Below are 26,075 nucleotides of genomic sequence, written 5' to 3' on the forward strand. Positions count from 1 at the left end.
GGCGGCCCACTGGTCCAGACCTTGACATGCCCACGAGCCCTCCCTACCGTCTCGGGACAGCATCGCGTTCAGCACCTCGACCATCGTGCACATACAGGAACACCCCTGCCCTGTCCGCCGCCCGGAAGGCATCCCATGCGCACCCGAACGCTGCTCCTCCCCCTGCTCCCGGCGCTCCTCGCCGTCCCCCTCGGCACCGCGACGGCCACCGCGACGGCCTCCGCGGCGACCGTCGAGGTCTCCACCGCGGCCCAGCTCAAGACGGCACTCGCCAACGCCCGGCCCGGCGACACGATCCACCTCGCGGACGGCACGTACACCGGGAACTTCAAGGCCACGACCCCGGGCACCTCCTCGGCCCGGATCACCCTGACCGGCTCCACGCGCGCGGTGCTCACGGCGGGCGGCGGCTACGGGCTGCACCTGAACGGCGCCTCGTACTGGACGGTCGAGGGGATCACCGTGACCGGCGGGCAGAAGGGGATCATGGCGGACGCCGCGAACGGCGTGGTGATCGACGGGGTGACCGTGCACGGCCTGGACATGGAGGGCGTGCACTTCCGCAATTCCAGCAGGAACGGGGTCCTCAGGGACTCCCGGATCTACGACACCGGGAACGACGGCCGGGGCATGGGCGAGGGGGTGTACGTCGGCACCGCCGGCAATCTCTCCGACCGGAGCGACGACGCGCAGATCCTGAACAACGTCATCGGGCCGGACGTCGGCGGCGAGAGCGTGGACGTCAAGGAGGGCACGACCGGGGCGAGGATCGTCGGCAACACCTTCGACGGGCGGGGTCTGACCGGCGCCAACTTCGACGACTCCTGGGTCGACGTGAAGGGCAACGGCGTCCTGGTGGCGGACAACACCGGCGTGAACACGACGAACAACGGCTTCGAGACCCACACCCAGCAGAGCGGCTGGGGCTGCGGGACGGTCTTTCGGGGCAACCGCTCGGATCTGACCGGCGCGACCGGGGCCCAGCGGCTCGCGATCAACGTCACCAACCAGGGCGGCGGCTGCACGACCACGGTGTACGCCTCGAACACGGTGACCGGCGGGAACGGTCTGACGAACATCGCCGTCACGCCCTGAACGGGCCCGGGCACCCCTGGAAACGGCCGAGGCCCGCTCCCCCGAAGGGGAACGGGCCTCGGTTCGCTAGCGGCTAGCGCTCAGCGGAGAGCCTGTTCAGCTCTGGCCGCCGGCGAGCTTCTCGCGGAGGGCGGCGAGCGCCTCGTCCGACGCCAGGGCGCCGGAGTTGTCGTCCGACTCCGAGGAGTACGAACCACCCGAGATGCCCGCACCGGCGTTGCCGGCGGCCGGGGCGGCAGCGCCCTCGGCAGCGGCGGCCTCGTCGGCCTCGCGGGACTTGATGACCTGAGCCTGGTGCTGCTCGAAGCGAGCCTGCGCCTCGGCGTACTGGGTCTCCCAGGCCTCGCGCTGGGTCTCGAAGCCCTCGAGCCAGTCGTTGGTCTCGGGGTCGAAGCCCTCGGGGTAGATGTAGTTGCCCTGGTCGTCGTAGGACGCGGCCATGCCGTACAGGGTCGGGTCGAACTCGACCGAGGCCGGGTCGGCACCGAAGGACTCGTTGGCCTGCTTCAGCGAGAGGCTGATGCGACGACGCTCGAGGTCGATGTCGATGACCTTGACGAAGATCTCGTCGTTGACCTGGACGACCTGCTCCGGGATCTCCACGTGGCGCTCGGCCAGCTCGGAGATGTGGACCAGACCCTCGATGCCCTCGTCCACGCGGACGAACGCACCGAACGGAACCAGCTTGGTGACCTTACCCGGGACGACCTGACCGATCTGGTGGGTCCGGGCGAACTGCTGCCACGGGTCCTCCTGCGTCGCCTTCAGCGACAGGGAGACACGCTCGCGGTCCATGTCGACGTCGAGAACCTCGACGGTGACCTCCTGGCCGACCTCGACAACCTCGGAGGGGTGGTCGATGTGCTTCCAGGACAGCTCGGAGACGTGCACGAGGCCGTCGACGCCACCCAGGTCCACGAAGGCACCGAAGTTGACGATCGAGGACACGACGCCGGAGCGGACCTGACCCTTCTGGAGGGTCGTGAGGAAGGTCTGGCGAACCTCGGACTGGGTCTGCTCCAGCCAGGCACGGCGGGACAGGACCACGTTGTTGCGGTTCTTGTCCAGCTCGATGATCTTCGCCTCGAGCTCCTTGCCCACGTAGGGCTGGAGGTCGCGGACACGACGCATCTCGACGAGGGAGGCCGGCAGGAAGCCACGGAGGCCGATGTCGAGGATGAGACCACCCTTGACGACCTCGATGACGGTACCGGTGACGATGCCGTCCTCTTCCTTGATCTTCTCGATGGTGCCCCAGGCGCGCTCGTACTGGGCACGCTTCTTCGAGAGGATCAGGCGGCCTTCCTTGTCCTCCTTCTGGAGAACCAGGGCCTCGATCTCGTCGCCGACCTTGACGACCTCGTTCGGGTCGACGTCGTGCTTGATCGAGAGCTCGCGGCTCGGGATGACACCTTCGGTCTTGTAACCGATGTCGAGCAGGACCTCGTCCCGGTCGACCTTCACGATGACGCCGTCGACGATGTCGCCGTCGTTGAAGTACTTGATCGTCTCGTCGATCGCGGCGAGGAAGGCTTCCTCGTTACCGATGTCGTTGACCGCAACCTGCGGGGTGGTGCTGGTGGCGGTGGTCTCGGTGCTGCTCGTCATGTGGGAAAGGGCTCCGGTTACGGACAGAAAGTCGTAGGTACTGCTACGCCGAGAGCCCGTATCGCACCAAGAAGCCGGACAGCCAATGAAGTGCCCTTCCGCGAACGGGAGGGAACCTCGAAAACCGAGGGGACATACAACAGGTACGAGCGCGGCCTGCTCCGTCTGAGGCGCGCAGGCCCGCAGCGCAACCTTTAGCATACGGGGGCGGCCGGACAGGGTCAATGCGCGAAGCGCGCACCCTGGGCAGATCTGCTCAATTCCGGCAGAAGTCATGGCTCTTGCGCCACCACGGCGGTGGTCCGCCGCACGGCGGCACTGAGCGCAAACTACATCGGCGGGCGAGATGAACCAAGAGTACGGACACGAAGACGCGGTCGACGGGGACGCCGACGAGGCCGAGGCGACCCGGCGTGACGCGGGGGACGCGGAGAGCAGCAGGGCGAGCCGCGGCTGGTGGGACCGGAACGCCGACGAGTACCAGAGCGAGCACGGTTCCTTCCTCGGCGACGACCGGTTCGTATGGGGCCCTGAGGGCCTGGACGAGGCCGAGGCCGGACTCCTCGGGCCGGCCGACTCGCTGAAGGGCCTCGACGTCCTGGAGATCGGCGCGGGGGCGGCACAGTGCTCCCGGTGGCTGGCGGCGCGGGGGGCGCGGCCGGTGGCCCTGGACCTCTCGCACCGGCAGCTCCAGCACGCGCTGCGGATCGGCGGGGAGGTGCCGCTGGTGGAGGCGGACGCGGGGGCGCTGCCCTTCCGGGACGGTTCGTTCGACCTGGCGTGCTCGGCGTACGGCGCGGTGCCGTTCGTGTCCGATCCGGTACGGGTCTTCCGCGAGGTGCGGCGCGTGCTGCGGCCGGGCGGCCGCTGGGTCTTCTCGGTGACGCACCCGATCCGCTGGGCGTTCCCGGACGAGCCGGGTCCCGAGGGCCTCTCGGTCGCCGCCTCCTACTTCGACCGCACGCCGTACGTCGAGCAGGACGAGCAGGGGCGGGCCGTGTACGTGGAGCACCACCGGACCGTCGGGGACCGGGTGCGCGACGTGGTGGCCGGGGGCTTCCGGCTGGTGGACCTGGTCGAGCCGGAGTGGCCCGCCTGGAACGGCCAGGAGTGGGGCGGCTGGTCCCCGCTGCGGGGGAACCTGATCCCGGGGACGGCGATCTTCGTCTGCGAGCGGGACGGCTAGCCCCGCTCGTTCGTCGTATTAATGGAGGGCCCTGTGGACAACGGGGCCCTCCTTCTTCTCTGTGCGTACGAGACTGAGTGCGTGATCCGAAACGACGCACTCGACCGCCTCCCCGTCCGCCATGCCGTCCCCGAGCTGCTCACCGCGCTCGCGGAGCGCGGCACGGCGGTGCTGTCCGCTCCTCCCGGCACCGGCAAGACGACGCTGGTGCCGCTGGCGCTGGCGGGGCTCATAGGGGACGGACCGGAGCGCCGGGTGCTCGTGGCCGAGCCGCGGCGGATGGCGGTGCGGGCGGCGGCCCGGCGGATGGCCTGGCTGCTCGGCGAGGAGGTCGGCGGCGCGGTCGGGTTCGCGGTGCGGGGCGAGCGGCGGGCCGGTCCCTCGACCCGGGTCGAAGTGGTGACCACGGGCATCCTGCTCCAGCGGCTCCAGCGCGATCCCGAGCTGGCGGGCGTGGACGTGGTGCTGCTCGACGAGTGCCACGAGCGGCATCTCGACGCCGACACGGCGATGGCTTTCCTGGTGGACGTGCGGGCCACCCTGCGGCCGGAGCTGAAGCTGATCGCCGCGTCGGCGACCAGCGACGCGGCGGCCTGGGCCGATCTCCTCACGGTCCTGGACGGCAGCGGGCCCGCGCCGGTGGTGTGGAGCAAGGGGGAGGGCCACGGCTCCCGGGTCTTCTTCGCGGAGCCGCCCTCGGGCATCCGGCCCGCGCACGGCACCTGGGTGGATCCGGCGCTGCTCCGGCACGTCGCCGCGACCGTCCGGCTCGCGATGGAGCGCCACGAGGGGGACGTCCTCTGCTTCCTGCCCGGTACGGGGGAGATCGCGCGGACGGCCGGGATGCTGGCCGGCGTCGACGCGGAGGTGCTCCAGCTGCACGGCCGTGCCCCGGCGGCGGTGCAGGACGCGGTGCTGCGCGGTTCGGAGCCGGGCGGGCGGCGCAGGGTGGTGCTCGCGACCTCGGTGGCGGAGTCCAGCCTGACGGTGCCGGGGGTCCGGATCGTCGTGGACTCGGGGCTTGCCAGGGAGCCGCGCATGGACCACGCCCGGGGCCTGGGTTCGCTGGCGACGGTGACGGTGTCCGAGGCGACGGCCACCCAGCGGCTCGGCCGGGCGGGCCGTGAGGCCTTCGGGTTCGTGTACCGCTGCTGGGCGGAGGCGAGCGACGGCGGCAGGCCGCGCTTCCCGGCGCCGGAGATCAAGGTCGCCGACCTGGCGGACTTCGCCCTGCGGGCCTCCTGCTGGGGCGACCCGACGGCGGAGGGGCTCGCGCTGCTCGACGCGCCGCCGGCCGGGGCGATGGCGGCGGCCCGCGCGGTGCTCGGGTCGATCGGGGCCGTCGACGGGGACGGCCGGGCCACGGAGCGGGGGGTACGGATGTCCCGGCTCGGGCTGCACCCCCGGCTGGGGCGCGCGCTCCTGGACGGGGCGCCCGAGGTCGGGGTGCGGCGGGCGGCGGAGGTGGTGGCACTGATCGGCGAGGATACGCCGCGGGACTACGGGGACGACCTAGTGGCGGCCTGGCGTGCGGCCCGTCAGGGCTCCGACGGGTACGGCGCCCGGTGGCGGACGGAGGTGCGCCGGCTGGAGCGGTCGGCGGGCGAGGCGCTCGGCGGGGGCGGAGCCGGTGCTTCCGAGGAGAGGGTCGGTGCTTCCGGGGACGGCGACGACGCCGTGGCCGGTCTGGTGACGGCGCTGGCGTTCCCGGAGCGGGTGGCCAGGGCCCGGGATCAGGGCGGCTATCTGATGGTGTCGGGGAGCGGGGCTCGGCTCGCCGAGGGTTCCCGGCTGCGGTCCAGTCCGTGGCTCGCCGTGGCGGTGGCGGACCGCACCGCGCGGGACGCCACGGCGCGGGTGCGGCTGGCGGCCGTGGTGGACGAGGCCGTGGCGTGCCGGGCGGCCGGGCATCTGCGGAGCACCGGCGAGGAGGTCCACTGGGAGGACGGGGACGTGGTCGCCCGGTCCGTGGACCGGCTCGGCGCGGTCGAGCTGACGGTACGCCCCCTGGGGGCGGGCGCCGAGCCGGCTCTCGTGCGGGAGGCGCTGCTCGACGGCCTGCGGCGCGAGGGGCTCGGGCTGCTGCGGTGGCGCCGGGAGGCGGAGGAGCTGCGCGAGCGGCTCGCCTTCCTCCACCGGGAGCTCGGGGAGCCGTGGCCGGACGTGTCGGAGGGGGCGCTCGTCGACCGGGCCGGTGAGTGGCTGGAGCCGGAGCTGTCCCGGGCGTCACGGCGGGCCGACCTCGGGCGGATCGACGCCGGGGAGGCGCTGCGGCGGCTGCTGCCGTGGGCGTCGGGCGAGGCGGTCCGGCTCGACGAGCTGGCGCCGGAGCGGATCGAGGTCCCGAGCGGCTCGCGGATCCGGGTCGAGTACGGGGGTGAGCGGCCGGTGCTCGCGGTGAAGCTCCAGGAGATGTTCGGGCTGGCCGAGACGCCCCGGGTGGCGGGGGTCCCGGTGCTCGTCCATCTCCTCTCCCCCGCCGGCCGGCCCGCGGCGGTCACGGCCGACCTGGCGTCGTTCTGGCGGGACGGCTACCGCGCGGTGCGGGCGGAGCTGCGGGGGCGCTATCCGAAGCACCCGTGGCCGGAGGATCCGTCCGCGGCGGTGCCGACCCGGCACACCAGCGCCCGGCTCAGAGGGGAGCGCTGACCGGGACGGGGGCGGGGGTGGCGGGCGGTTCCGGCCGGGGGCGGCGCGAGCGGGCCTCCAGCCAGAGGGCGAGGGCGAGGAGGGCGAGTGCGAGGAGGGTGAGGCTCCACGGGATGTAGGAGACCAGCATGAGGACCATGAGGCGGTTGGAGGAGACCAGCTCGCCGACGCTCTCCAGGTAGTCCTCGCGCATCTTCACGTGGCCCTCGAAGACGGTGAGGGTGTCCCGCCCCATCAGTTTCTCGGCGTTGCGGAGCTCCTCCTTGTGGATCTCCTCGCCGTTGACGGGGGCTCCGGTGACGGGCTCGATCCAGAACATGCGCTTGGTGGTGTACCAGCGGGTGAGGCCCGAGTCCGCGAGGATCTTGGGGGTGATGCCCTTGACCGGCATGGCCTTGGGCATGGGGACCTTCGTCCAGGGGATGGTCTGCTCGAAGTAGTAGACCTCCATGCCGCGGAAGGTGCGGGTGCCCTTGTAGTGGATGGGGGCCGCGGTGCGGGTCTGGGCGTCGAAGTACTGGTAGTCCCGCTTCTCGGTGAGGAAGGGGAACTTGAACTCGATGCCCTCGCGCCGGACCGGGTCGCCGTCGACCGATTCGCCGGTGGCGTGGACGGGGTCCTGGGTGTGGGCGTCGAAGATGTACCGCTCCGGGACCTGGGAGACCATCTTGCCGTCGGGTCCGGTGACGTAGGCGAGGGCGTCCCAGACGACGACGTCGCGCCCGGCGTCGCGTTCGATGCGCCGCGACTCCTCCACGTTGCCCTTGAGGGTCTGGATGATCGTGATCTTGTCGACCTTCTCGGACTTGAGCGTGGAGTAGTTGAGGAGGGTCGCGGGCCGCGCCTCCAGCACGGTGTCCTGGTACTGGTTCGCCGGAATCTTCGCAAGGCGGGGGAACGCGTACCAGCGCAGGGTCGGGGCCATCGCGGCGCAGAAGACGGCGAGGGCGAGGAGGACGAGGCTGGCTCGGCGGCGCACGGTCGTCCCCCTACTTCTTGAGGCCGGGATCGGCGGTCAGCAGGGGCTTGGGCGAGGTGGGACCGTCGGGCGGCAGATCGACCACGGCGAGGAGCAGGACGAAGAGGAGGACTGGGGCGAGTCCGATGGCGGCGGCGACGAGGGCGCGCATGGTCGGCCTCCCGGAATGCGATCTGATAGGTCGTCAGGGCGGGGGCACCGTAGCAACGCGACCGCGAGATGAGAACACGTTGCACCCGGGTAACGCGAAGCGCCGCCCCTCGTCCGGTGCGGACGGAGGGGCGGCGCGGAGGAAGGCGGCGCGAGGAACGCGGTGCGGTGCGGTGCGACGCGGACGGGCCCGGCACCGGGAGCCCGGTGCCACGAGCCCAGCACCACGAACCCGGCGCCGGGAGCCCGGTGCCGGACGCGAGCGGTCAGGCCGAAGGGGAGGAGTCGGGCGAGGGGGTGGCCTCGGGCGTGCCGCTGCCGGAGGGCGTCGGCTCGGGGGTCGTCCCCGGGTCCGGCGTCGCGGGCGCGGTGACGGTGAGGTCGACGAAGGTGGTGCCGCCGCCCGGTGCGGTGAGCTGGATGTAGAACGAGCCCGCCTTGTCGCCCGCGAGGAGGTCGCCCGACGCGAAGGTGAGGAGTCCGTTCGTACCGGTCTTGAGGGTGACGGTACGGACCTGCGTGCCGTCGGCGCCCTTGAAGGACGGGCCCTCGGTGGCCGCCTTGGGGTCGTCCTTCGAGGTGACGATCACCGCGGTGACGAGGACGCCGGGGGCGAGGGCGCCCTTCTCGGTGGCCTTCACCTGGACCTGCTGGGTGAAGGAGGTGCCGGTCGTGGCCGACAGGGCGGCGCCGTCGAGCCGGGTGAGTGTGTCCGCCTGGCGCTCCGTGACGGTGGCGGCGAAGTCGGCCGCTGCCAGGGTCCGGCCCACGACGGTGGCCCGCACCGTGAAGGATCCCGTCTTCTCGCCGGCCCGGAGGGCGGGCGAGGAGGCGAGGCCGGTCACCCCGGTGGGGACGGTGGCGGTGGTGCCGCCGCCGGCGAAGCGGGTGTCGGTGGTCCCGGTGATCTCGAAGCGGATGCTCACTCCGGCGACCGGCTTGCCCGAGGCGTCGAGCGCCGCGACCCGGGGGGCTCCGGTGAAGGCGCTGCCCGTGGTCGCGGTCAGCTTCTGGTTGGCCACGATCGCGAGCTGCGTGACCTTGGCGGCCGGCGGGATGCTGGGCGGCGTCACCGGCGGGGTGACCGGGGGCTTGGTGGGAACGGTCGGCGGCTTGACCGTTCCGGGGCGGGTCTCCGAGGGCTTCGGCGTCGGGGTGACCGGCTTCGGCGACGGGGTCGGCGTCTTGGGGACGGTCGGGAGCGGGCTGACGGGGGCGGGACGGTTGCCCCGGCCGCCGTTGTCGCTGCGGTCGACCGGCAGCACGCCCGTGCCGTCCGGGACCTGGTGGGTGCCGCGCTCGTAGAAGGCGACCCAGGACAGCACCGTGTTCAGGTACTCCCGGGAGCGGTTGTAGCTGAGGATCGCCTGGTCGAGGTCGGCCTTGAGCGCCAGGTCGCGGTCGTTGGCGCAGAGGTAGAGGCCGGCGGCCTGCGCCGCGTCGTAGATGTTGTTCGGGTCCTTCTTCCCGTCGCTGTTGGCGTCCTGGCCCCAGGTGGCCCAGGTGGACGGGATGAACTGCATCGGGCCGACGGCCCGGTCGTGGATCTTGTCGCCGTCGTAGGCGCCGTCGTCGGTGTCGGTGATGTTGGCGAAGCCGTTGCCGTTGAGGGCGGGCCCGAGGATCGCGGGCGACGCCGTGCCGTTGGCGTCGACCTTGCCGCCGCCGGCCTGACCGGACTCGACCTTGCCGATGCCGGCGAGCAGCTGCCAGGGGAGGTTGCACCCTGGGTCGGTCGAACGTATCGACAGCTCGGCCCGCTTGTAGGCGGAGTAGACGGACGCGGGTATGCCGGCCTCGGCCGGGCCGGCGATGACCGGCAGCTGGGTGCTCGCCCCGGGCTTGTTCGGCGTGGTCAGCGTCGGCAGGTCCGTGTAGTACGGGGTGTCGCCCGTCGCGGAGTGGTCCCCCGACGGCGGCGCCGTGTCACCGGCGCCGATGGCGTGGTCGCCGCCGGTGTTGTCCGCGGCCGGCGGGATCGCCTCAGGTGCCTGCGAGGCGGCGAGCGCGGCGACCGCCGCGGCCATCACCACACCGCTGGTGGCTCCCTTGCGCAGCCGGTGGCCGATGTTCGCTGCCATGTCCGTCGTCCCCTCCCGATCGACGCGGCCCCACGCTCCCCGCGTGAAACCTCTGGCGACCCTATGCCAACTCCGGACCGGCGAGTAACGGCTCCTGACCGTGTTTCACGGTTTCGTCACCTCTTGGCCGCCTGTCGACCAGGTGAGTTCGGGAACCGACCGGAGCACCCCCACCCTCTTGCACTCCGGCCGACCCCGCACACTCCTCGCCACACCACTCACGTCGGACACTCCGGCCGCCGTCGTCACCGCACCCCTGGGGGAACTCCCGTTGCCGTTCACGCTGAGCCATGCCGCCGCCGTGCTGCCCGCGCTGCGCAGGGACGGGACCGCGCGCGGGCCGCTGGTCGCGTCCGCGCTCGTCGCCGGGTCCTTCTCGCCCGACATGACCTACTTCGCCGCGACGGCGTTCCCCGGCGCGATGGAGCTCGGGGACGTCACCCACTCCCCCCTCGGGATCGTCACGGCCGACGTGCTGATCACCGCCGTGCTCGTGGCCCTGTGGCTGACCGTGCGCGAGCCGCTCGTCGTCCTGCTGCCCGCCCGGTGGCGCGGCCGGGTCCACGGGTTCGTCCGGGGACGCCCCTGGCGTGAGCGGCATCCGGCCGCGCTCGCCGGGTGGTTCTGCCTCTCGGCGATGCTCGGCGCCACGACCCACGTGGTGTGGGACTCCTTCACCCACCTCGACCGGTGGGGCACCCGCGCGATCCCGTTCCTCGGTGAGGTCGTGGCCGGGTTCCCCGTCTACCTCTACGCGCAGTACGGGGGTTCGGCGCTGGCCCTCGGGCTGCTCGCCTGGTGCACGGCGCGGGCCCTGCGCTCCTCCGTCGCCGGGGCGGAGCCGCCCTCCCGGGTCCCGGTGCCGGGCCGGCGCGGTCGGCTCCTCGCCGCCGCCCTGATCGGCGGCTGCGTCCTGGCGGGAATCGCCCACCGGGTGCTGCGCTGGGCCGCGTACTGGGGATGGGACCGGATCGAGACGCCCCTCGACGTCATCCCGACGGCCTGCTTCGGCGCCGGCGCGGGGCTCGCCGTCGGGCTCGTGCTGTACGGGACGGGGGCGCGGCTCCTCGGATCGCCGCGGGCCCGGACGACGCCCCCCGGCCGCTCCGGCGCCCCCTGGCCGCCCGGAGCCGGACGCTCTGCCGGAGCGCTCCCGTCAGGGATCTCGCTGATCCTCTCGGGAGGGGTGAAGTCGCGGGCCGCGGCGCCACCGGAGAGCCTGCGGTGCACGGCGAGGGCGACGCGCTCCAGGGTGCGGACGCCGTACCGCTTGGTGGGGTTGTCGTGGCTCAGGAGGACGATCCGGTAGTCGACGGTGGGGTGCCCCGCCCCGACGTCGGTCTCCGTGCCCGCGTCTGTCCCGGTGCCCGCGTCTGTCCCGGTGCCCGCGTCTGTCCCGGTGCCCGCGTCTGTATCGGTGCCCGTGTCGGTGCCCGAGTCCGTGTCCGCGTCCCTGCCGGTGTCCGTGCCCGTGCCTGCATCCGTGCCGGTGCCTGTGCCATTGCCCCGGTCCGTGTCCGTGTCCGTGCCGGTGCCGTTGCCCCGGTCCGTACCCGTACCCGTACTCGTACCGCCGCCGGTGGGCGTGCCCGGGGCCGTCGCGGTGGTCGCCGGGCGCACGATGCCGATGCTGTGGACGCGCCAGGCGTGGGTCGCGCGGGGCAGCCAGCCGTTCTTGAGGTGGACCTTGACCGTGCGGGGCGCGCCCGCGGAGACTCCCCAGGCCTGTTCCCGAACGACCTGCCCCATCAGGGACAGGGCCTCGGCACGGCGGGAGACCGCGGCGAGAAGGGCGAGTTGGTCGCGTGCGGTGGTGCGGGTGAGCCCCCAGTAGCCGGCGTGGCCGAGGACGGTGTCCCCCGCGCCGGCCTCCCGCAGCACCCTCTTCAGCCGGGCCCGGGACAGTCCGTTCCACAGCTCGGTGGCGGCCTTGTTGTCCGAGCGGGTGATCATCGCCTTCAGCCGCCGCGCCTCCGGCCGGGTGGGCGCCCGGCCCAGCTCCTCCGCGCGCCCGAGGACCGCCTGCATGATCAGGACCTTGACGATGCTGGCGGAGTCGTACGCGAGGGTGTCGGTCAGTCGGCAGCGCAGGCCGCGCCCGGGGTCGTGGACCGCGAGGGAGACCGTGCTCTCACGGCCCTTGAGCGCCTCCGCGATGTCCCGGGACAGCCGGGCGGCGAGGGCGGGCTCGCGGGGCGAGGTGCAGAGTGCGGGCGCCGCGTGGGCCTCGGCGGGCCGGGGGCATGCGGTGACCGACGCGCCGAGGAGGGCGCCGACGAGGGCGCAGGTGGAGAGGTGGGAGCGGCGGATCATGCCTCCCAGTCTTGGGAGGCGGGTGCCCGGGCCGCCCTCCGACTGGTCCACCTGGCGCACACCGCCCCCGTGCGGGCAGCCGTCCCGCGGAACGACTGCCCACGACGGGTCGGGTCAGTGTGCCGCCGAGTCCCAGTTCGGGCCGACGCCCACCGAGACGTCCAGGGGGGCGCGGAGGTCGGCGGCGGCCGACATCTGCTCGCGGACCAGGGCCTCGACCGGCTCGCGCTCGCCGGGGGCGAGTTCGAGCACGATTTCGTCGTGGACCTGGAGGAGCATCCGGGAGGCGAGGCCCGCCTCGGTCAGCGCCCGGTCGACGTTGAGCATGGCGACCTTGACGATGTCCGCGGCCGTGCCCTGGATGGGGGCGTTGAGCGCCATGCGCTCCGCGGCCTCGCGGCGCTGCCGGTTGTCGCTGTTGAGGTCCGGGAGGTAGCGGCGGCGGCCCAGCATCGTCTCGGTGTACCCGGTGGCGCGGGCCTCGTCGACGACGCGGCGCAGGTAGTCCCGTACCCCGCCGAAGCGCTCGAAGTAGGTGTCCATCAGGCCGCGGGCCTCGCCCGGGTCGATGTTCAGCTGCTGCGAGAGGCCGAACGCCGACAGGCCGTAGGCCAGGCCGTACGACATGGCCTTGATCTTGCGGCGCATCTCGGCGTCGACGGCGGACCGCTCGACACCGAAGACCTGGGAGGCGACGGTGGTGTGCAGGTCCTCGCCGGAGGCGAAGGCCTCGATGAGGCCCTCGTCCTCGGAGAGGTGGGCCATGACGCGCAGCTCGATCTGGCTGTAGTCGGCGGTCATGAGGGCGTCGAAGCCCTCGCCGACGACGAAGCCGTGCCGGATGGCGCGGCCCTCGTCGGTCCGCACCGGCACGTTCTGCAGGTTCGGGTCGGTCGAGGAGAGGCGGCCGGTCGCGGCGACCGTCTGGCTGAAGGTGGTGTGGATGCGGCCGTCGGCGGCGACGGTCTTGATCAGGCCTTCGACGGTGGAGCGCAGACGGGCCTGCTCGCGGTGGCGGAGCATGATCACCGGCAGGTCGTGCTCGGTCTGGCCGGCCAGCCAGGCGAGCGCGTCGGCGTCCGTCGTGTACCCGGTCTTGGTCTTCTTGGTCTTCGGCAGGTTCAGCTCGCCGAAGAAGACCTCCTGGAGCTGCTTGGGCGAGCCGAGGTTGAACTCGTGGCCGACGGAGGCGTGGGCCTCCTTCACGGCCTGCTGCACGGCGCCGGCGAACTGCTGCTCCATGGCCTCCAGGTGGTCGCGGTCGGCGGCGATGCCGTGCCGCTCCAGGCGGGCGAGGAGGGCGGAGGTGGGGAGCTCGACCTCGTGGAGGAGCTCGCGGGCGCCGACCTCGCCGAGCCGCTCCTCGAAGGCCCCGCCGAGGTCGAGGACGGCGCGCGCCTGGCTCATGAGGGCCTCGGCCTCGGCGGTGTCGTCGGCGCCGAAGGCGAGCTGGCCGTCGGCGGCGGCGGCCGGGGCGAGCTCGCGGTGGAGGTACTCGACGGTGAGCGCGTCGAGGGCGAAGGAGCGCCGGCCGGGCTTGACCAGGTAGGCGGCGAGGGCGGTGTCCATGGTGACGCCCGCGATGCTCCAGCCGTGCTCGGGGAAGACCCGCATGGCGCCCTTGGCGTTGTGCATGACCTTCGGCCGCCCGGCGTCGGAGATCCATGCGGCCCAGGCCCGCTCGTCGACCTCGTCGAGGGTGCTGGGGTCGAACCAGGCGGCGGCTCCCCCGGCGGCGGCGAGGGCGACCTCGGCGACGTTCCCGGTGCCGAGGGCCCAGCTGTCGACGGTGGCGATGCCGAGGGGCTCGGTGCCGTGCTCGGCGAGCCAGGGGGCGAGCTCTCCGGCGCCGAGGACGGTGAAGTCGAGCTCGATGCCCGCGGCGGGGGCGGGCGGGGCCTCCTCGGCGGCGCCCGGGTCGACGGCGAGGAGCCGCTCGCGCAGCGAGGGGTTGCGGATCTCCAGGGTGTCGAGGACGAGGGCGAGGGCCGTGCGGTCGTACGGCTCGCGCGCGAGGTCGGTGACGGTCTTCGGCAGCTCGACGTCCCGGACCATCTCCGTCAGGCGGCGGTTGAGCTTCACCGACTCCAGGTGGTCCCGGAGGTTCTGCCCGGCCTTGCCCTTGACCTCGTCCGCGCGCTCGACGAGCTCGGCGAAGGAGCCGAACTGGTTGATCCACTTGGCGGCGGTCTTCTCGCCGACGCCGGGGATGCTCGGCAGGTTGTCGGACGGGTCGCCGCGCAGGGCGGCGAAGTCGGGGTACTGCGAGGGGCTCAGACCGTACTTCTCCTGGACCTTCTCCGGGGTGTAGTGGGTCACCTCGGAGACGCCCTTGATGGGGTAGATCACGGTGGTCCGGTCGGAGACCAGCTGGAAGGAGTCCCGGTCGCCGGTGAAGATCAGGACGTCGAAGCCCTCGGCCTCGGCCTGGGTGGTGAGGGTGGCGATGATGTCGTCGGCCTCGAAGCCGTCGACGGCGAAGCGCGGCACGCGCATCGCGTCGAGGACCTCGCCGATCAGCTCGACCTGTCCCTTGAACTCGTCGGGGGTCTTCGAGCGGTTCGCCTTGTACTCCGGGAACTCCTCGGACCGCCAGGTCTTGCGGGAGACGTCGAACGCCACCGCGAAGTGGGTGGGGGCCTCGTCGCGCAGCGTGTTCGCCAGCATCGAGGCGAACCCGTAGATCGCGTTCGTCGGCTGTCCGGTCGCGGTGGTGAAGTTCTCCGCGGGCAGCGCGAAGAACGCCCGGTACGCGAGCGAGTGCCCGTCCATGAGGAGCAGGCGGGGGCGGGTGTCTGCGGGGTTCTTCGATGCTGTCTCGGCCACACGACGATCCTGCCACGGCCCGCTGACAATCCCGTCCACACCGGTCGGGGTGCCGGTCCGTCGGTGCCGCGTGACAGGATCGGAGACGTACGCCGAAGGATTACCGCTCAAGGGAGAGCGCGATGGTCAGCAAGCCGCCCGCCGGTGACCCGGTCCAGGACGCACCGCAGGTCACGGAGCCGCAGCACGCCGCAGCCGGCCTGCCCGCCATCGGGCACACGCTGCGGATCGCGCAGGAGCAGATGGGCCTGCGGCGCACCGCGCGGACCCTGCTCAAGGTCAATCAGAAGGACGGGTTCGACTGTCCCGGCTGCGCCTGGCCGGAGGGCGACAAGCGGCATGTGGCGGAGTTCTGCGAGAACGGTGCGAAGGCGGTCGCCGAGGAGGCGACGCTGCGCCGGGTGACCCCGGAGTTCTTCGCCGCGCATCCGGTGGCCGATCTCGCGACCCGCAGCGGTTACTGGCTGGGCCAGCAGGGCCGCATCACGCAGCCGATGCTGCTCGCGGAGGGCGGCGAGCGGTACGAGCCGGTGACCTGGGAGCGGGCGTTCGCGATCATCGCGGAGGAGCTGCGGGCCCTGTCCTCCCCCGACGAGGCGCTCTTCTACACCTCGGGGCGTACGAGCAACGAGGCGGCGTTCCTGCTCCAGCTCTTCGCCCGCGAGTTCGGCACGAACAACCTGCCGGACTGCTCCAACATGTGCCACGAGTCCTCGGGCTCGGCGCTGACGGAGACGATCGGGATCGGCAAGGGCAGCGTCTCCCTGGAGGACCTGCACCGGGCGGACCTGATCATCGTGGCCGGGCAGAACCCGGGGACGAACCATCCGCGCATGCTGTCGGCCCTGGAGAAGGCGAAGGCCTCGGGCGCCCGGATCATCTCGGTGAACCCGCTGCCGGAGGCGGGCCTGGAGCGCTTCAAGAACCCGCAGACCCCGCAGGGCATGCTCAGGGGCGCGGCGCTCACGGACCTCTTCCTCCAGATCCGGATCGGCGGCGACCAGGCCCTCTTCCGGCTCCTGAACAAGCTGGTCCTGGAGACGGCCGGGGCGGTCGACGAGGAATTCGTACGCGAACACACCCACGGATACGAGGAGTTCGCGGCGGCGGCGAAGGCGGCCGACTGGGACGAGACGCTCGCCGCGACCGGTCTCGGGCGCTCCGAGATCGAGCGGGCCCTGGAGATGGTGCTCGCCTCGGAGCGGACCATCGTCTGCTGGGCGATGGGTCTGACCCAGCACAAGCACTCCGTGCCGACCATCCGCGAGGTGGTCAACCTCCTGCTCCTGCGCGGGAACATAGGGCGTCCCGGCGCGGGCGTGTGTCCGGTGCGCGGCCATTCGAACGTGCAGGGCGACCGCACGATGGGCATCTTCGAGCGCCCCGCGCCCGCCTTCCTCGACGCCCTGGACAAGGAGTTCGGGATCGTCTCGCCGCGCCACCACGGCTTCGACGTGGTGCGTTCGATCCAGGCGCTGCGGGACGGCGAGGCGAAGGTGTTCTTCGCGATGGGCGGCAACTTCGTGGGGGCGACGCCGGACACGGAGGTGACGGAGGCGGCCATGCGGAACGCGCGCCTGACCGTGCACGTCTCGACGAAGCTGAACCGCTCGCACGCGGTGACGGGCACGCGCGCGCTGATCCTGCCGACACTCGGCCGCACCGACAAGGACGTGCAGAAGAGCGGCAAGCAGTTCGTGACCGTCGAGGACTCGATGAGCCTGGTGCACGCCTCCCGGGGCAATCTGCCGCCGGCGAGCCCGCACCTGCTGTCCGAGCCGGCGATCGTGGCGCGGATGGCCCGGGCCGTCCTCGGCGACGGATCGGCCACGCCCTGGGAGGAGTTCGAGGCGGACTACGCCACGATCCGGGACCGCATCGCGCGCGTGGTGCCCGGTTTCCAGGACTTCAACGCCCGTCTCGCGGCGAGCCCGGGGGGCTTCGCGCTGCCGCACGGCCCGCGCGACGAGCGCCGCTTCCCCACGAAGACCGGCAAGGCCAACTTCACGGCCGCGCCCGTCGAGTACCCGAGGGTGCCCGAGGGCCGGCTGCTGCTGCAGACGCTGCGCTCGCACGACCAGTACAACACCACGATCTACGGCCTGGACGACCGCTACCGGGGCATCAAGGGCGGCCGCCGGGTGGTGCTGCTGCACCCCGAGGACGCGGCGGCGTTCGGCTTCGAGGACGGGGCGTACGCGGATCTGGTGAGCGAGTGGACGGACGGCACCGAGCGGCGGGCGCCCGGCTTCCGGGTGGTGCACTACCCGACGTCCCGGGGGTGTGCGGCGGCCTACTACCCGGAGACGAACGTCCTGGTCCCGCTGGAGTCGACGGCGGACGTCAGCAACACCCCCGCGAGCAAGTCCGTGATCGTGCGTCTGGAACAATCACAGTCCGCCTAAGCGTTTGCTCAGGCGGTCGCGACGCGACAAGTGCCGGACGCGACACGCAGCCGTACGAAGACGAACGGAGCCGGGCCCATGGGTGAGCAGCAGCACGTGAAGTTCCCGCAGGAGGTCATCGACGAGTACGCGGCGCTGGGCGTCGACCTCCCGGCGCTCTTCTCGGCCGGGCACCTCGGGAACCGGATGGGCGTGCAGATCCTGGAGGCCTCGGCCGACCGGGTCGTCGGCACGATGCCGGTGGAGGGCAACACGCAGCCGTACGGGCTGCTGCACGGCGGCGCCTCCGCGGTGCTCGCCGAGACGCTGGGCTCCGTCGGCTCGATGCTGCACGGCGGGGTCTCGAAGATCGCCGTCGGCGTCGACCTCAACTGCACCCACCACCGCGGGGTGCGCAGCGGCCTGGTGACGGGTGTGGCGACCCCGGTGCACCGCGGGCGGACCACCGCCACGTACGAGATCGTGATCAGCGACGAGCAGGGCAGGCGGGTCTGCTCGGCGCGGCTGACCTGCCTGCTGCGCGAGGTCACCGCCAAGGACGCCGGGAACCTCCCGGAGCCGGGGGCGGTCACGGGCGCCTGACGCGCGACGGACGAACCACGAAGGGGCGGCACCCACGGGTGCCGCCCCTTCGGCGTTCCTCGCCCCTGCCCCTCGCCCCCGTCCCCTACCCCACTCCTCATCACTCTCCGTGATCTTCGCACCATGTGGAAAAGAGGAAAGGGCGCGAGCCGTTTCGTCCGCTCAGGTTTCTGCCACTGTCCGATATCCGGAGAGTCGCGGGAGCGGTGCGACAGGACCAAGATTCACTCAAGCCCCTTAGCGGAACTGCGCGTTCTCAGTATGTGAACACCGCATTACAGACCCCTATGCCCCGGTTTTCCCAGTCGGCGCGCACACTCTTTCCCCGTCGGCATAACAAGACAGTCACATCCTGACCTCGCCGCTCCCCGACCCTCCCCACCTGCGCTTAGAGTCACCGCCAGTCACCGCGCCGCCGGGCGCGTCCTACTGCACGGCCCTGTACCAACCCAGTACGGCCCGGCGTTCCAAAACGGCACCCCTCGCTCCGCTGCTTCACGGCACCGCCTCATTCCGAGGGGGCCGCGCCAGGGAAAGGACCCTTCGTGCGAAACCGTTCGTTGCTCATACTCACCACCGCGGTCACCGCGGGAGCGCTCACGCTCACCGCCTGTGGTTCGCGTGACGACAAGGGCGGCGCCGAGAACGGCGACAACGGCAACGTCACCGTCACCATCGGTCTCGACGCCCCGCTCACGGGTGAGCTGTCCGCCCTCGGCCTCGGCATCAAGAACTCGGCCGACCTCGCGGTCAAGACGGCCAACGAGAAGGCCTACGTCAAGGGCGTGACCTTCAAGCTGGAGTCCCTGGACGACCAGGCGCAGCCCTCCGCCGGTCAGCAGAACGCCACCAAGTTCGTCGCCGACAAGGCCGTCCTCGGTGTCGTCGGCCCGCTGAACTCCTCGGTGTCCGAGTCGATGCAGAAGGTCTTCGACGACGCCAAGCTGGTGCAGGTCTCCCCGGCCAACACCAACCCGTCGCTGAGCCAGGGCGCCAACTGGGCCTCCGGTGACAAGAAGCGCGGCTACAAGGCCTACTTCCGCACCGCGACCACGGACGCCATCCAGGGCCCGTTCGCCGCGCAGTACGTCGTCAAGGAGGCCAAGAAGACCAAGGCCTTCATCATCGACGACAAGAAGACCTACGGCGCCGGCCTCGCGGGCACCTTCAAGGGCGAGTTCGAGAAGCTCGGCGGCAAGGTCCTCGGCACCGAGCACATCAACCCCGACACCAAGGACTTCTCCGCGGTCGCGACCAAGGTGAAGAGCTCCGGCGCCGACGTCGTCTACTACGGTGGCGAGTACCCGGCCGCCGGCCCGCTGGCCAAGCAGATCAAGGAGGCCGGCGCGAAGGTCACCGTCGTCGGCGGTGACGCGATCTTCAGCCCCGAGTACGTCAAGCTCGCGGGCGCCCCGGCGGCCGAGGGCGACATCGCCACCTCCGTCGGTTCGCCGATCGAGACCCTCCCGTCCGCCAAGGACTTCCTGGCCAACTACAAGGCCAAGGGCTACAAGGAGGCCTACGAGGCCTACGGCGGCTACGCGTACGACTCCACCTGGGCCATCATCGAGGCCGTCAAGAAGGCCACCGAGGGCAACGGCGGCAAGGTCCCCGAGCGCGCCAAGGTCGTCGAGGCCATGCAGGGCGTCTCCTTCGAGGGTGTGACCGGCAAGGTCGCCTTCGACGAGTTCGGTGACACCACCAACAAGCAGCTGACCGTCTACAAGGTCACGGGCGGTGCCTTCAAGCCGGTCAAGTCCGGCACCTTCGGCGGCTGATCCCCAGCACCACGTTCAGCACCACGCACCACTCAGCAGCACTCAGTACCACTCAGCACCACTTTCACCGCGCGGGGGGCCGCACCAGGCGCCCCGCGCGGTGTCACATCCGTCGAAAGTCTCGGAGGACAATGCGGTGAACGAACTGCCGCAGCAGCTGGTCAACGGCCTGCTACTGGGATCCATGTACGGGCTCGTCGCCGTCGGCTACACGATGGTCTACGGCATCGTCCAGCTCATCAACTTCGCCCACGGCGAGATCTTCATGACCGGCGGCTTCGGGGCGCTCACGGTCTGGCTCATCCTGCCCGGCGGCACCAGCATGTGGGTCGCGCTGCCCGTCATGATCATCGGTGCCGTGGTCGTCGCGACGACCATAGCCATCGGAGCGGAACGGTTCGCCTACCGCCCCCTGCGCGGTGGCCCCCGCCTCGCCCCGCTCATCACGGCCATCGGTCTCTCGCTCGCCCTGCAGTACGCGGTGTGGGTGTGGTACCCGGAGGCGAAGTCCGCCCGGACCTTCCCGCAGATCCCCGGCGGCCCGATCGAGCTCGGCCCGGTCACCATCCAGACCGGCGACGTCTTCCTCCTCATCGCCGCCCCGATCTGCATGGCCGTCCTCGCCTTCTTCGTCATGCGGACCCGCGTCGGCCGCGGCATGCAGGCCACGGCGCAGGACCCGGACACCGCGAAGCTCATGGGCGTCAACACCGACCGGATCATCGTGATCGCGTTCGCCCTCGGCGCCGCCATGGCCGCCGTCGGCGCCGTCGCCTACGGCCTCAAGTACGGCGTCGTCGACTACAAGATGGGCTTCCTCCTCGGACTCAAGGCCTTCACGGCCGCCGTCCTCGGCGGCATCGGCAACATCTACGGAGCCATGATCGGCGGAGTGGTCCTCGGTGTCGCCGAGACCATGGCGACGGCGTACATCAGCCACATCCCCGGTATGGATCAGCTCGGCGGCCAGTCCTGGGCCGACGTCTGGGCCTTCGTACTCCTCATCGTCGTACTCCTCGCCCGGCCACAAGGCCTCCTCGGCGAGCGCGTCGCGGACAGGGCGTGAGCACCATGACCACCATCTCCGAGAACACGACGGCGCCCGCGGCGCCCGAGTCGGCAGAGGCCACCGGTCTCATCGGCTTCGTGCCGGCCCGGATCGCCCGCGCCCTCACCCTGGGCGGCGGCGTCCTCACGATCGCCAGCTGCTTCCTCGCCTGGACCTGGACGCCCACGTTCCCGGGCGACCTCACGTTCTACGGCTCCCCCGCCGGCCTCCAGATGCAGGTCCTGGTCCTCGGCCTGCTCACCACCCTCTTCGCCCTCTCGTCGTACGGCGTCAAGGGCACCCGCTGGCTGACCCCGGCCGGCGGTGACGCGGCCCTCAAGCTCGCCGCACTCGCCACCTTCGGCACCGCCTGGTTCACGGTCGGCGCCATCAGCGTCGAGCTCGGCGGCCCGGTCAACCTGGAGCCGGGCGGCGCGGTCGTCGCACTCGCCACCCTGCTCGCCCTCCTCGGCGCCCTCGCCCTCCCCTTCGAGCGGCCGAAGACGCTGCCGGTGGACCCCGAGGACACCGGCTGGGACCAGTTCAAGCACCGCGCGGGCAACAGCTGGACCAACTTCAAGGGGGCCTTCGCCGGCACCGGCCCGGTGCGCCGACTGCCCACGATGCACTCCTCCCTCGAGATCCTGATCATCGCGGGCGTCCTCGCCGTGGCGCTCGGCGTCTTCACCTACGGTGTCGGCACCGAGTACGACGAGCTGTTCCTCGGCTTCCTGATCACCGCCGGCCTCGGCTTCGCCGCGGTCAGCAAGTCGGGTCTCATCGCGCAGGCCACGCAGCTCACCGGCAAGCACCAGAACCTGTCCATCGCGGGCGCGTTCACCGCCGCGGCGCTCTTCCCCTTCACCCAGACCGACGACCAGTACGCGACGCTCGGCGTCTACATCCTGATCTTCGCCACGGTCGCCCTGGGCCTGAACATCGTCGTCGGCCTCGCCGGTCTCCTCGACCTCGGCTACGTCGCCTTCCTCGGCGTCGGCGCCTACGCGGCGGCCCTCGTCTCGGGCGCCCCCACCTCCCCGTTCGGCGTGCACTTCCCCTTCTGGGCCGCCATCCTGGTCGGCGCGGGAGCCGCTCTCGTCTTCGGTGTCCTCATCGGCGCCCCGACCCTGCGCCTGCGGGGCGACTACCTCGCCATCGTCACGCTCGGCTTCGGTGAGATCTTCCGCATCGCCGTGATGAACACCGACGGCACCTCCGGTCCCGACATCACCAACGGCTCCAACGGCATCGCGTCCATCCCGAACCTGAGCATGTTCGGGTTCGACTTCGGCGCCGAGCACTCGATCGCCGGCTTCACCATCGGCCGCTTCGCGAACTACTTCTTCCTGATGCTGCTGATCATGGCGGTCGTCGTGCTGGTCTTCCGGCGCAGCGGCAACTCCCGCATCGGCCGCGCCTGGGTCGCCATCCGCGAGGACGAGACCGCGGCCCTCGCCATGGGCATCAACGGCTTCCGGGTCAAGCTCATCGCCTTCGCGCTCGGCGCCTCCCTCGCCGGCCTCGCCGGCACCGTGCAGGCCCACGTCACCTACACGGTGACCCCGGAGCAGTACCTCTTCGCCGGTCCCATCCCGCCCAACTCCGCCTTCCTGCTCGCGGCCGTCGTCCTCGGCGGCATGGGCACCATGAGCGGCCCCCTGGTCGGCGCGTCCCTGCTCTTCCTCATCCCGAACAAGCTGCAGTTCATGGGCGAGTACCAGCTCTTCGCCTTCGGCGTCGCGCTGATCCTGCTCATGCGCTTCCGCCCGGAGGGCATCATCGCCAACCGGCGCAACCAGCTGGAGTTCCACGAGAAGGACGAGACGCCCGCCACGCTCGCCAAGGCAGGTGCCTGAACCATGACGACCACCACCAACCAGGCCGAGACGGCCACGGAGACGGCCGCCGGCACGCCCGTGCTCGACGCACGCGGGGTCACCATGCGGTTCGGCGGCCTCACCGCCGTGCGCGACGTGAACCTCACCGTGAACAGCGGCGAGATCGTCGGTCTCATCGGCCCCAACGGCGCCGGCAAGACCACCTTCTTCAACTGCCTCACCGGTCTCTACATCCCCACCGAGGGTGAGGTCCGGTACAAGGGCAAGGTCCTGCCGCCCACGTCCTTCAAGGTCACCGACGCGGGTATCGCCCGGACGTTCCAGAACATCCGGCTCTTCCACAACATGACCGTCCTGGAGAACGTCCTCGTCGGACGCCACACCCGGATGAAGCAGGGCCTCTGGGCCGCGCTGCTCCGCCTGCCCGGCTTCAAGAAGACCGAGGCCGAGGCCGAGCAGCGGGCCATGGAGCTCCTGGAGTTCATCGGACTCCAGGACAAGGCGCAGCACCTCGCCAAGAACCTCCCCTACGGAGAGCAGCGCAAGCTGGAGATCGCCCGCGCCCTCGCGAGCGACCCCGGCCTGATCCTGCTCGACGAGCCCACCGCCGGCATGAACCCGCAGGAGACGCGGGCGGCGGAGGAACTCATCTTCAAGATCCGGGACATGGGCGTCGCCGTGCTGGTCATCGAGCACGACATGCGGTTCATCTTCAACCTCTGCGACCGGGTCGCCGTGCTCGTCCAGGGCCAGAAGCTGATCGAGGGCGACAGCGCGACCGTCCAGGGCGACGAGCGCGTCATCGCCGCGTACCTGGGCGAGCCGGTCGAGTCGGAGGCGGCCCCCGCGGCGGCTCCGGCGGCGGAGGAGACCGAGGAAGCCGAGGAAGCCACGGAGGCCCCCGAGGCCGACGAGACGTCCGAGACCGACGAGGCTCCGGCCGACGCGGCCCCCTCGGACGCCGCCCCGGCAGCCGAAGAGTCCGACGAGGCGCCCTCGGAGGACACCAAGCACGACTCTGCTTCGGGCAAGGAGAACGACGCATGACCGCACTGCTCGAAGTCGAGGACCTGCGCGTCGCCTACGGAAAGATCGAGGCCGTCAAGGGCATCTCCTTCTCCGTCGACGCCGGTGAGGTCGTCACCCTCATCGGCACCAACGGCGCCGGGAAGACCACCACCCTGCGGACCCTCTCGGGACTCCTCAAGCCGGTCGGCGGGCAGATCAAGTTCGAGGGCAAGTCCCTCCGCAAGATCCCCGCGCACAAGATCGTCTCGCTGGGTCTGGCCCACTCCCCCGAGGGCCGGCACATCTTCCCCCGGATGACGATCGAGGAGAACCTCCTCCTCGGTGCCTTCCTCCGGAAGGACGCCCCCGGCATCGCCAAGGACGTCCAGCGCGCCTACGACCTCTTCCCCATCCTGGGCGAGCGTCGCAAGCAGGCCGCGGGCACGCTCTCCGGCGGTGAGCAGCAGATGCTCGCCATGGGCCGGGCGCTGATGTCGCAGCCGAAGCTGCTCATGCTCGACGAGCCCTCCATGGGTCTCTCGCCGATCATGATGCAGAAGATCATGGCGACGATCGCCGAACTGAAGGCCCAGGGCACCACGATCCTGCTCGTCGAGCAGAACGCCCAGGCCGCGCTCGCCCTGGCGGACCAGGGTCACGTCATGGAGATCGGCAAGATCGTGCTCTCGGGCACGGGGCAGAACCTGCTCCACGACGAGTCCGTCCGCAAGGCGTACCTCGGCGAGGACTGAGCACCACGAACCGAAGGCCCGCCCCACAGAGCCGTGGGGCGGGCCTTCTCGTGTACGGGGCGGGGGCGGCGGTTACTGCCCCTTGGCCGCCTTCTTCTCCTCGGCGTCCTCGATGACGGCCTCGGCGACCTGCTGCATCGACATGCGGCGGTCCATGGAGGTCTTCTGGATCCAGCGGAAGGCCGCCGGCTCCGTCAGGCCGTACTGGGTCTGGAGGATCGACTTGGCGCGGTCGACGAGCTTGCGGGTCTCCAGGCGCTGGGAGAGGTCGGCGACCTCCTTCTCCAGGGCGCGGAGCTCGGCGAAGCGGGAGACCGCCATCTCGATGGCCGGCACGACGTCGCTCTTGCTGAACGGCTTCACCAGGTACGCCATGGCGCCGGCGTCCCGCGCCCGCTCGACGAGCTCGCGCTGCGAGAAGGCGGTCAGCATGAGGACCGGGGCGATGGACTCGCCGGCGATCTTCTCGGCGGCGGAGATGCCGTCGAGGACGGGCATCTTGACGTCGAGGATGACGAGGTCGGGGCGGTGCTCGCGGGCGAGCTCGACGGCCGTGGCTCCGTCTCCGGCCTCGCCGACGACCGTGTAGCCCTCTTCCTCCAGCATCTCTTTGAGGTCGAGGCGGATGAGGGCCTCGTCCTCGGCGATGACGACGCGGGTCGTCAGCGGCGGGACGTGCGACGCCTCGGCGTCGTCGGCGGGCTGGGGCGACTCGGGGGCGGTCACGGGGGCTCCTCGTTGCGGGGCAGTGCGCTGCATCAAGAAGCCTACCTAGCTGCTGGCCGGACCAGTGACCGGGTACACTCCGATTGGCGATCTGCCGGGTTGGTGGAATGGCATACACGGATGTCTCAAACACATCTGCCCGCGAGGGCTTGCGGGTTCGAGTCCCGCACCCGGCACAGCTTCTGAAGCGGACGTTCACCTTCGTGTGAATGTCCGCTTTTTGCTGCACACGGCGACGTTTCGTTGCACAGGGTAATCGCATGAACTTCCACAGCACAGAAGTCCGGCAGCGAGCACTCGCACTGCTGCGCGACGGCACCAGGAACGCGGACGTGGCCCGCAAGCTCAACGTCCCGCAGGGCACCATCAGCTACTGGAAGCACAAGGACCGTGCGAAGCGGGACGAGTGCCCAGGTAGGCACAACCCCTCGTGTCCACGGTGCGACGGGCGTGAGCTCGACGAGGTCGCGTACGCGTATCTGCTGGGGCTCTACCTCGGTGACGGCCACATCGCCCACAGCCGAGCGATGCGGGTTCCGAGCCTCTCCGTCTCGTGCACCGACAGCTGGCCGGGTCTCATCGACGCCTGCGTGCAGGCCATGCAATCCGTACTGCCCGGCAATCACGCATCGAAGGTCCAGCGGCAGGGGTGCTCGGAGGTCAAGATCTATTCCAAGCACCTCACATGCCTGTTCCCGCAGCACGGACCCGGCAGGAAGCACGAGCGGCGCATCGTGCTCGAAGCCTGGCAGCAGGAGATCGTCGGCCTGCACCCGTGGGACTTCATCCGAGGGCTCGTCCACTCCGACGGGAGCCGGATCACGAACTGGACGACCCGGCTCATAGGCGGCGAGCGGAAGCGGTACGAGTACCCCCGCTACTTCTTCACCAACTCGTCCGCCGACATCATCGGGCTCTTCACGGACGCCCTCGACCGCGTCGGCGTCGAGTGGAAGTCCGCGAACCAGTCGCGCACCGCGCAGAACATCTCCGTCGCCCGCAAGGCATCCGTCGCCCTCATGGACCTGCACGTCGGCCCCAAGCACTGACC

18 protein-coding genes, 1 tRNA gene and 1 pseudogene are annotated in these 26,075 nt (G+C 71.1%); 13 read left to right on the forward strand and 7 right to left on the reverse strand.

What is annotated here, in order from left to right; translation table 11 throughout:
* Window positions 1-135: 135 nt before the first annotated feature.
* Entirely contained in the window at window positions 136-1,095 is a 960-nt protein-coding gene (locus ACN9MM_RS10370) for a right-handed parallel beta-helix repeat-containing protein (RefSeq protein ID WP_426363347.1), read from the forward strand.
* Window positions 1,096-1,191: 96 nt separating this feature from the next.
* Here ACN9MM_RS10370 and rpsA read toward each other — a convergent pair whose 3' ends face one another.
* Window positions 1,192-2,703 carry a 30S ribosomal protein S1 gene (rpsA, locus tag ACN9MM_RS10375; protein ID WP_015032828.1) on the reverse strand — a complete coding sequence of 504 codons (1,512 nt, stop codon included), beginning with the start codon at window positions 2,701-2,703 and terminating at the stop codon, window positions 1,192-1,194.
* Window positions 2,704-3,049: 346 nt separating this feature from the next.
* Here rpsA and ACN9MM_RS10380 point away from each other — a divergent pair, with 346 nt between their 5' ends.
* Window positions 3,050-3,889, forward strand: coding sequence for a class I SAM-dependent methyltransferase (locus ACN9MM_RS10380; RefSeq protein WP_426363348.1), 840 nt, complete (start codon window positions 3,050-3,052; stop codon window positions 3,887-3,889).
* An 81-nt stretch (window positions 3,890-3,970) separates the two neighbouring features.
* Window positions 3,971-6,538, forward strand: a complete 2,568-nt coding sequence (hrpB, locus tag ACN9MM_RS10385; protein ID WP_426363349.1) for an ATP-dependent helicase HrpB — start codon at window positions 3,971-3,973, stop codon at window positions 6,536-6,538.
* On the opposite strand, the gene ACN9MM_RS10390 is transcribed toward hrpB, so the two are convergent.
* From ACN9MM_RS10390 to ACN9MM_RS10400, 3 genes are all read right to left on the reverse strand, one after another.
* Complete coding sequence (locus tag ACN9MM_RS10390; protein WP_426363350.1) at window positions 6,522-7,517, reverse strand: DUF3068 domain-containing protein; 996 nt, start codon at window positions 7,515-7,517, stop codon at window positions 6,522-6,524. The two genes, hrpB and ACN9MM_RS10390, sit on opposite strands and share 17 nt — an antisense overlap.
* 10 nt (window positions 7,518-7,527) lie before the next feature.
* A complete protein-coding gene (locus ACN9MM_RS10395) occupies window positions 7,528-7,668 on the reverse strand; it encodes an SPW_0924 family protein (RefSeq protein WP_382859456.1) in 141 nt (46 codons plus the stop codon).
* A 265-nt stretch (window positions 7,669-7,933) separates the two neighbouring features.
* A complete protein-coding gene (locus tag ACN9MM_RS10400; RefSeq protein WP_426363351.1) occupies window positions 7,934-9,748 on the reverse strand; it encodes a lytic transglycosylase in 1,815 nt (604 codons plus the stop codon).
* 301 nt (window positions 9,749-10,049) lie between these two features.
* On the opposite strand from ACN9MM_RS10400, the gene ACN9MM_RS10405 reads away from it, so the two are divergent.
* On the forward strand, window positions 10,050-11,057 hold the full coding sequence (locus ACN9MM_RS10405) for a DUF4184 family protein (RefSeq protein ID WP_426368710.1): 1,008 nt from the start codon (window positions 10,050-10,052) through the stop codon (window positions 11,055-11,057).
* A gap of 314 nt (window positions 11,058-11,371) precedes the next feature.
* Here ACN9MM_RS10405 and ACN9MM_RS10410 read toward each other — a convergent pair.
* Both ACN9MM_RS10410 and polA read right to left on the reverse strand, forming a co-directional pair.
* Window positions 11,372-12,061, reverse strand: a pseudogene (locus ACN9MM_RS10410) (serine hydrolase); the annotation flags it as partial.
* 114 nt (window positions 12,062-12,175) lie between these two features.
* Entirely contained in the window at window positions 12,176-14,887 is a 2,712-nt protein-coding gene (polA, locus tag ACN9MM_RS10415; RefSeq protein ID WP_426363352.1) for a DNA polymerase I, read from the reverse strand.
* Between the two features lie 122 nt (window positions 14,888-15,009).
* Here polA and ACN9MM_RS10420 point away from each other — a divergent pair, with 122 nt between their 5' ends.
* From ACN9MM_RS10420 to ACN9MM_RS10450, 7 genes are all read left to right on the forward strand, one after another.
* Entirely contained in the window at window positions 15,010-17,292 is a 2,283-nt protein-coding gene (locus ACN9MM_RS10420; protein WP_426363353.1) for an FdhF/YdeP family oxidoreductase, read from the forward strand.
* Between the two features lie 78 nt (window positions 17,293-17,370).
* Complete coding sequence (locus ACN9MM_RS10425; protein WP_426363354.1) at window positions 17,371-17,874, forward strand: hotdog fold thioesterase; 504 nt, start codon at window positions 17,371-17,373, stop codon at window positions 17,872-17,874.
* Between the two features lie 545 nt (window positions 17,875-18,419).
* Window positions 18,420-19,652, forward strand: coding sequence for a branched-chain amino acid ABC transporter substrate-binding protein (locus tag ACN9MM_RS10430; protein ID WP_382859438.1), 1,233 nt, complete (start codon window positions 18,420-18,422; stop codon window positions 19,650-19,652).
* Window positions 19,653-19,788: 136 nt separating this feature from the next.
* Window positions 19,789-20,718 (forward strand): branched-chain amino acid ABC transporter permease, encoded by a 930-nt coding sequence (locus tag ACN9MM_RS10435; protein WP_426363355.1) that lies wholly within the window; start codon window positions 19,789-19,791, stop codon window positions 20,716-20,718.
* Window positions 20,715-22,556 carry a branched-chain amino acid ABC transporter permease gene (locus ACN9MM_RS10440; RefSeq protein WP_426363356.1) on the forward strand — a complete coding sequence of 614 codons (1,842 nt, stop codon included), beginning with the start codon at window positions 20,715-20,717 and terminating at the stop codon, window positions 22,554-22,556. The genes ACN9MM_RS10435 and ACN9MM_RS10440 overlap by 4 nt, the downstream gene beginning before the upstream one ends.
* Window positions 22,557-22,559: 3 nt before the next feature.
* Window positions 22,560-23,585 (forward strand): ABC transporter ATP-binding protein, encoded by a 1,026-nt coding sequence (locus tag ACN9MM_RS10445; protein WP_426363357.1) that lies wholly within the window; start codon window positions 22,560-22,562, stop codon window positions 23,583-23,585.
* Window positions 23,582-24,298, forward strand: a complete 717-nt coding sequence (locus ACN9MM_RS10450) for an ABC transporter ATP-binding protein (protein ID WP_382859428.1) — start codon at window positions 23,582-23,584, stop codon at window positions 24,296-24,298. Before ACN9MM_RS10445 ends, ACN9MM_RS10450 begins: the two co-directional genes overlap by 4 nt.
* A 72-nt stretch (window positions 24,299-24,370) precedes the next feature.
* Here ACN9MM_RS10450 and ACN9MM_RS10455 read toward each other — a convergent pair whose 3' ends face one another.
* Window positions 24,371-25,024 carry an ANTAR domain-containing response regulator gene (locus ACN9MM_RS10455; RefSeq protein ID WP_309052391.1) on the reverse strand — a complete coding sequence of 218 codons (654 nt, stop codon included), beginning with the start codon at window positions 25,022-25,024 and terminating at the stop codon, window positions 24,371-24,373.
* Between the two features lie 93 nt (window positions 25,025-25,117).
* On the opposite strand from ACN9MM_RS10455, the gene ACN9MM_RS10460 reads away from it, so the two are divergent.
* Both ACN9MM_RS10460 and ACN9MM_RS10465 read left to right on the forward strand, forming a co-directional pair.
* Window positions 25,118-25,200: transfer RNA gene (locus ACN9MM_RS10460), tRNA-Leu, on the forward strand.
* An 84-nt stretch (window positions 25,201-25,284) separates the two neighbouring features.
* Window positions 25,285-26,073 (forward strand): helix-turn-helix domain-containing protein, encoded by a 789-nt coding sequence (locus tag ACN9MM_RS10465; protein ID WP_426363358.1) that lies wholly within the window; start codon window positions 25,285-25,287, stop codon window positions 26,071-26,073.
* Window positions 26,074-26,075: the final 2 nt, after the last annotated feature.

The sequence above is a fragment of the Streptomyces sp. E-08 genome, assembly GCF_049913095.1.
GTDB lineage: Bacteria > Actinomycetota > Actinomycetes > Streptomycetales > Streptomycetaceae > Streptomyces.